The sequence below is a fragment of the Fibrobacter sp. genome (genome assembly GCA_012523595.1).
In the GTDB taxonomy this organism is placed as follows: domain Bacteria; phylum Fibrobacterota; class Chitinivibrionia; order Chitinivibrionales; family Chitinispirillaceae; genus JAAYIG01.
Genome location: JAAYIG010000038.1, coordinates 1 through 2,052, shown reverse-complemented (window position 1 = coordinate 2,052; position 2,052 = coordinate 1). Strand labels below are relative to the sequence as shown.

The window sequence follows — 2,052 nt, the reverse complement described above, 5'->3', positions numbered from 1 at the left end:
TTACAGCAGAACAAGAGATCTGCTGGATCAGTTTGTTAAAAGTCTGATGAAGGCTGATGTGGTGTTTGTCACCGATATCTACAAAGCCAGAGAGGAGCCAATTGCCGGGGTTTCTTCTGCAACTATTGTGGAGAAGATGATTGAGTGCGGATATGGAAAAGCCAGTCATATTGCCTGCAAAAATGATGTAATCACATCTCTGAAAGGCTTGTTAAAGGAAGGTGATGCAGTCATTATGATGGGTGCAGGAGATATCAGGGATTGTGCTGTAAAATTAGCCAGGGAACTGACAGATGCCTAAAAGGGTCGGAGCTAACAGCCGCAAGAAAAAGGCTACCTTAAGAAGCAAAAGGAAACATACAATCCGGAAGCTGATGGCAAGGTTAATGGTGTTTGTGCTGATAGCCGGGCTGGGTTATGCTGCGATTTATTTTGGACATGACAGGATTATAGAGCTGAAAAAAAGATTTGAAGACTCAGCATTGTTGAGCGTAAAGGAAATAATGGTCAGGGGTGCCAAAAATGTTCCGGAAGACAAGGTGCTGGCATTGAGTGGCCTGAAACCGGGAATGAAAATTTTCCAGATCAATGGCAGGAAAGTGGATACTTTGTTAAGCAGTAATCCCTGGGTGGAAAGTGTTAAACTGGTCAGGAATCTGAGTGGGTTCATAAGCCTGGAGATCAAAGAAAGGAAGCCGGTTGCTATAGTCAATCTGGGCAATATTTACCAGGTTGATATACAAGGGATTGTGCTGCCTTTAACCGATGGTATGAATGTATCTCTTCCGCTGGTAAGCGGCTTAAAGGATACGGTGGATTGTCTGGGCAGACAGGTAATAAAGGCTGATCATTTGAAACGGTTAAAAACCTTTTATCGTCAGGTAAGAGATGTGGATGATGGTATGATGAACAGGATATCACAGGTGGATTTTTCGGATGAGAATAAGGTAAGAATTACTTTCCAATCCAGTCCAACATTGTTTGAACTGGAAACCGAGTCTCTTGCCTTGCGACTTAATCACCTCAAAAGACTTCAGGAGGTGATTGTTGATATGGCTCAACTGCCTGCCAGGATCAATCTCTGTTATCAGAATCTGGCTTTTGTAACTCAACCGGTTTCTGTTAAAACCGAAGTGATACAGGCAGTTACAGATTAATTTTTTTTTGTGCAGTTCACAGGAGGTTTATATGGAAGACAATGTTTTTGTAGGACTGGATATAGGAACGACTAAAATCGCTTGCATCATTTCGGAACTCGATCCTAATGGCGAATTGAAGATTGTGGGAGTAGGAGTAAGTCCATCTGATGGTCTCCGTAAAGGGGTTGTAGTCAATATCGACAAAACTGTCAGATCGATTCAGAAAGCTGTCGAAGAAGCAGAGCTAATGGCTGGAGTGGATGTTGATTCGGTCTATGTGGGCATTGCAGGTGACCATATCAGAGCCATTAACAGCAGGGGTGTGGTAGCTATTTCCCGTGAAGATAATGAAATTACCGATCTGGATGTAGTCAGGGCGATCGATGCTGCAAAGGCCGTTTCTATTCCCATGGACAGAGAAATCTTACATGTGATACCACAGGAATACGTTGTTGATGACCAGAATGGTATCAAAGATCCGATAGGTATGTGCGGTGTGCGTCTGGAAACTCAGGTGCATATAGTTACCGGTGCAGTAACCAGTGCCCAGAATATTTATAGAAGTGTTGATAAGGCCGGACTTAAAGTAATCGATCTTGTTCTGGAGCCGTTAGCATCCTGTTATGCGGTTCTGGAAAAGGATGAAAAGGAACTTGGAGTAGCTCTGATTGATATGGGAGGTGGGACAACCGATATATCCATTTACTTTGATGAAAGCATTCGCCATACTGCCGTTGTCGGACTTGGTGGAAAAAATGTTACTAGCGATATCGCTATAGGAATAAGTACTCCTATTGAGAGAGCTGAAGAGATAAAAAAGCAGTTTGGATGCGCCTGTTCTTCTCTGGTGAAAGGAAACGAGTATCTCAGTGTCCCTGGAGTTGGAGGACGGGAGCAGAGGGAAGTGTCAAGA

3 protein-coding genes are annotated in these 2,052 nt (G+C 43.5%); all 3 read left to right on the top strand.

Features of this window, described 5'->3' with window-relative positions:
• Positions 1–301 (top strand): UDP-N-acetylmuramate--L-alanine ligase (murC, locus tag GX089_01960; protein NLP01236.1); only part of this gene is annotated, 301 nt, incomplete at its 5' end.
• Complete coding sequence (locus tag GX089_01955; GenBank protein NLP01235.1) at positions 294–1,157, top strand: FtsQ-type POTRA domain-containing protein; 864 nt, start codon at positions 294–296, stop codon at positions 1,155–1,157. The genes murC and GX089_01955, both read left to right, overlap by 8 nt.
• Positions 1,158–1,188: 31 nt before the next feature.
• Positions 1,189–2,052, top strand: an 864-nt coding sequence (ftsA, locus tag GX089_01950; protein NLP01234.1) for a cell division protein FtsA, incomplete at its 3' end; no start/stop codon positions are given.

Bases quoted from the DNA above. Each gene is read 5' to 3' on its own strand.
- GX089_01955 (NLP01235.1), top strand. From the start codon at position 294: ATGCCTAAAAGGGTCGGAGCTAACAGCCGCAAGAAAAAGGCTACCTTA.